General features: G+C 45.3%; 5 protein-coding genes and 2 pseudogenes. 1 reads left to right on the forward strand and 6 read right to left on the reverse strand.

Features of this window, described 5'->3' with window-relative positions; translation table 11 throughout:
* Positions 1-49: 49 nt before the first annotated feature.
* The 3 genes from FD23_RS09350 to FD23_RS05350 are packed head-to-tail and all read right to left on the reverse strand — an operon-like array spanning position 50 to position 1603.
* Positions 50-739: a hypothetical protein gene (locus FD23_RS09350; RefSeq protein WP_230844904.1), complete on the reverse strand. Its 690-nt coding sequence runs from the start codon at positions 737-739 to the stop codon at positions 50-52.
* Positions 721-885 carry an AAA family ATPase gene (locus tag FD23_RS10480; protein ID WP_215429753.1) on the reverse strand — a complete coding sequence of 55 codons (165 nt, stop codon included), beginning with the start codon at positions 883-885 and terminating at the stop codon, positions 721-723. The genes FD23_RS09350 and FD23_RS10480 overlap by 19 nt, the downstream gene beginning before the upstream one ends.
* A 10-nt stretch (positions 886-895) precedes the next feature.
* Positions 896-1603, reverse strand: a complete 708-nt coding sequence (locus tag FD23_RS05350) for a VanZ family protein (RefSeq protein ID WP_025896502.1) — start codon at positions 1601-1603, stop codon at positions 896-898.
* A gap of 185 nt (positions 1604-1788) precedes the next feature.
* Here FD23_RS05350 and FD23_RS05355 point away from each other — a divergent pair, with 185 nt between their 5' ends.
* Positions 1789-2211: a GtrA family protein gene (locus tag FD23_RS05355; protein WP_025896503.1), complete on the forward strand. Its 423-nt coding sequence runs from the start codon at positions 1789-1791 to the stop codon at positions 2209-2211.
* Between the two features lie 246 nt (positions 2212-2457).
* Here FD23_RS05355 and tagD read toward each other — a convergent pair whose 3' ends face one another.
* The 3 genes and pseudogenes from tagD to FD23_RS10485 all read right to left on the reverse strand — a co-directional run.
* Positions 2458-2907: a glycerol-3-phosphate cytidylyltransferase gene (gene tagD, locus FD23_RS05360; RefSeq protein ID WP_025896504.1), complete on the reverse strand. Its 450-nt coding sequence runs from the start codon at positions 2905-2907 to the stop codon at positions 2458-2460.
* 74 nt (positions 2908-2981) lie between these two features.
* Positions 2982-3740 (reverse strand): annotated as a pseudogene (locus FD23_RS05365) (LCP family protein); the annotation flags it as partial.
* Between the two features lie 55 nt (positions 3741-3795).
* A pseudogene (locus tag FD23_RS10485) lies at positions 3796-3996 on the reverse strand (IS30-like element ISL7 family transposase); the annotation flags it as partial.

Here is a 3996-nt window from a genome sequence, read left to right on the forward strand (position 1 = left end):
CCCCGATTGAATATCGGAATCATGTTTTAACAACCTTAACGGCGTAATACTAAATTGTCCCAATTTTGGGGGTCACATCAGTGCGCGGAATCAAGATGACTTGTTTGTTCTTAGCGACCAGTTTAAGCAGGGCCTGGGCCAACAAGGCTTCATCTTCCTCCGACAAATCATTCGCTTCAAAGGCATAGACCACGTTGTCGATGCTGGCATTTTCACTTTGGGCTAAAAGAAAGACCAGAATAATCCGGCTGACCTTGGCCGTTCCAGTCACCCCGACCTTTTCACGCTGCTTGATTAGTTCAGCCAGGTTGGGATCCTGGAAGACAAACTGGGGATCTGGTTCACCCAAGTCCCGGTAGTTGGCCAGAAGCTGGGAGAGACTGCGGCCCAGGCGGTCGTCCAGGTAGTCCTGAATTTCCTTGATTTCCGCTGCCTTGTCCCTAATAGCGCTGCGGGCCACGAAGTTCAAGGGGCTGGCCGCCTTTGACTCTTCATCAAAAAAGACATACAGGGGCATGCTGGCTGAAAGCTGCCGGTAGCGGCCCCGGTTTTGGTCCGTAACTGGCTGAAAGTCTCCGCCTTCTTCCGCGAAGCTGTCGCTTTCTTCCAAATATCGCTTAAGGTCAAAGGACTTTTTGATAGCAAAATCATCGAAATAGCAAGTGATAGCAATTTGCCAGTCCCCGGTCTTGAGGGCTTTCTCATTTAAGTCTTGCAGCTTCAAAGGCCGCTTAGCCAAAGGGCCGTTGAAAAAATGTCCAGAGCCCGCAGGATGGTCTTCTTGCCCACTTCCCCTTCACCTAAGAGACTGGTCAAGGGGGCGAATTTCAGCTTAAAATTGCGATAACCGCGAAAGTTATGCAGCTCAACCGCGCGCAGCAACATGATTTGCTCCTTAATCGGCTTCGTCGCCGTGTCTTTGCCGGTAGTCCTTCCGGCTCATCTTAACCTTCGGTACCTTTTCAGTTGGGTTAGCCAGTTGCCGGCTGACCCGGTCCAAACGGGCAGCTTCTGCTTCCCCCTTGGCTTCAGCTTTCGCGTGTTCCCGGGCCTTGCGGAGTTTTCTGGCCTGGATGTCCCACATCCACAAGGTCGGCATGATTGCTACGGCTCCTAAGAAGGCACCCATGGTGTTGGCGATCATGTCGTTAACATCATATATGCCCAGCCCTGTCATCCGCTGGAAATGTTCAATAAACCAGGACAGGCAGAAGGCCATAAATGTGGTGATCATGATGCTATGCAGCCACTTGGACCAGGATGGAATAATGTAACCCAAGGGCATGAAGAGCAGAACATTCATCAAAAAGCCGTAGCGGCCGCCATAGTTTGAGCTGGCAAAGACTTTTTTCAGCCCCCACTTCCAAAAGGCCGGGTCTTTCAAAACCTCTGAGCCGGCGGCCATTTGGGCCGGATGCTGCCAGTAGTAGACAGCAGCCGTCAGCATTCTTGATGCAAACACATAGTAGATCAAAGCACAGCCATAGATAACCGTTACTACCAACCGCAAAAAGGAGTTCCCCGTGCGGATAGCCCAGTAGCCTGCCAAAACACAGGCGCCAATGACCACAAAGCGGATCAGCAAAGCCAGTTCATGATACATTTTTTCACTTCCCCTTACGAATTCCTTTCTACATATTTTATACCATTAGTCGACTTATCAACAAAAGTTGTGATTATTAATTTTATTATCAATATCACAAGATCATTTTTCTAAAGTTCTGCTCTGTGCTATTCTTTATATTAGTGCTTTTAATTACAACAATACATAAAATTGGAGTATCAAACATGGACAAAGAAAAAATCAATCAGCTCTGGGACAAATATAAAGACATGATCCCCTACGTCATCTTCGGCGTCTTAACCACCGTCGTTAACATCGTCGCCTACTGGCTCTTTTACCGCGTCTTCCACGTCTACATGATGGTCAGCAACATCATTGCCTGGTTTGCCTCAGTCCTCTTTGCCTACCTCACCAACCGCAAGTGGGTCTTTCATAGCGAAGCCGAAACCTTTGAAGACTACTGGAAGGAAATCCTGGCCTTCTTCGCGGCGCGGCTGGGCACCGGGATCTTAGACTGGCTGATCATGTTCATCTTTGCCGAGCAGATGGGCTTAAACGACATGGTGATCAAGATCGTTTCTAATGTTGTGGTGATCGTCTTAAACTACGTGGCCAGCAAGTTCTGGATTTTTAAGTCTAAAAAGTAGCAACAATTGGTCGACCACTTTCCAAACCATGCCTTGCTCTTAACTGGTTACAACCGCTCTAAAATTTACTACAACGATCCCTGGACCGGTAAAAAGGCATCTATGAGTGCCAAGAACTTCTGGTATCATTATTCAACCCTGAAATGGCTAAGTGGCAGCAAGCGCGCTTTAAGCTATTAAGATAGAAGCTAAAAAGGATTCAAGTTAAAAACTTGAATCCTTTTTAGCTTCTAAACTCAATGATCTTTACTGGGGATTAGTATTGAGATCATCGTGAGACAACTTACTTTCACTTACCTCATTCGCATCATAAAGGTCATGCTTAATCTTAGATGAGCTGATTTCTGGCGTTCGTGGCAAATACACAACGTTTACGCCTTCATCTTTTAGAAAATCAAACTTTCCCTTCCAGTCATCCCCCATGACAAAGGTATCAATGTGGTATTCCTTCATATCGCTCTTTTTCTGATCCCAGCTTTTTTCGGGAATAACCAGATCAACATATCTAATTGCTTCAAGCAACTGCTTACGTTCTTCATAAGAAAAATAGGTCTTCTTATGTTTTGAATTCCAGTTAAATTCGTCCGTTGACAAGGCCACGATTAAATAGTCGCCCAAGGCTTTAGCCCGGCGCAATAAGTTAATATGGCCATAGTGAAGCAGGTCAAAAGTACCATAAGTAATAACTCTTTTCATCGGCCTACTCCTTTCTAAAAAAAACTTTACCTTAATTATACAAAAAGTAGGATCCAATGTCCGACTTTAGTTTATTAACTTACTTTTTTAGTTTTTAAGCCCATGGCCTTCCGAATCAAGTTAATGATTCTTTGCCGTTCAGCAGTTGAAATGTTTTGGTATTACACGCCATCTTCCATGTAGCCAGTCCCATGAGTGTAATCTGATTCCAGATTTTTGGTAGCTGCCAGGTAGTTCTTGGCCAAACTAGTCATGTCAGAGAAAGTCATGTCAGTTTGGACTTGCTTAGACAAAGACGAAATGAAGCTGGTATTAAGCAAAGTCGTTGCACTTTCTGCCTTCTTCATTAAAGCTGCTAAGATTTGTCTTTGTCGCTTTTGCCGGCCATAGTCGCCTTCTGGGTCATCGTAACGCATTCTGGAGTAGGCTAAGGCTTTAGCCCCATCCATGTGAGTCTTTTCGCCCTTAGTAAAGGTGTAGCCTTCATAAGTGAAGGATAAGTTTGGCGTAATGTCGACCCCGCCAACCTTGTTGATAATGGTCTTCAAGCCCCCCATATTGATCAAGACATAGGCGTTGATTGGAATATTGAAGTACTTCTTCAAGACCTTGGCTAATTCTTTAGCATTCCCGTATGCATAAGCTGCATTTAGCTTTGATGGTGAATATTCTGGGTAATCCGGTAGGTTGACCTGCATGTCTCTTTCAAAACTGACCAGGGTTGTCTTCTTAGTCTTAGGATTTAAGACCGCAACCATAATGGAGTCAGTTCGGCCTTTGTAGGTTCTGCCCAAAGCCCCAGTATCAGTCCCCATCAAAAGGATAGAGATTGGTTCGCCAATTGCAAGAATAAATTGAACACTTACCATAACATCTGGTAGATTTTGACTATCTACGCCGGTAAATGCCGTCAAGTTCGGTGTCAAAGTACTCTTCTGGAGTCTTGTAGTTTAAGATCTTCCGAGGAAGAAAGTTGCACCATACCTCGATCTTAGCAATATCTTCCATACTGTACTTATCCATACGGTCTCCCTTGGGAATATAGCGTCTGATAAGCCCGTTGTGCCGTTCTACGCTGCCTTTATCACA

Source organism: Lactobacillus delbrueckii subsp. delbrueckii DSM 20074 = JCM 1012 (genome assembly GCF_001433875.1).
Lineage (GTDB): Bacteria > Bacillota > Bacilli > Lactobacillales > Lactobacillaceae > Lactobacillus > Lactobacillus delbrueckii.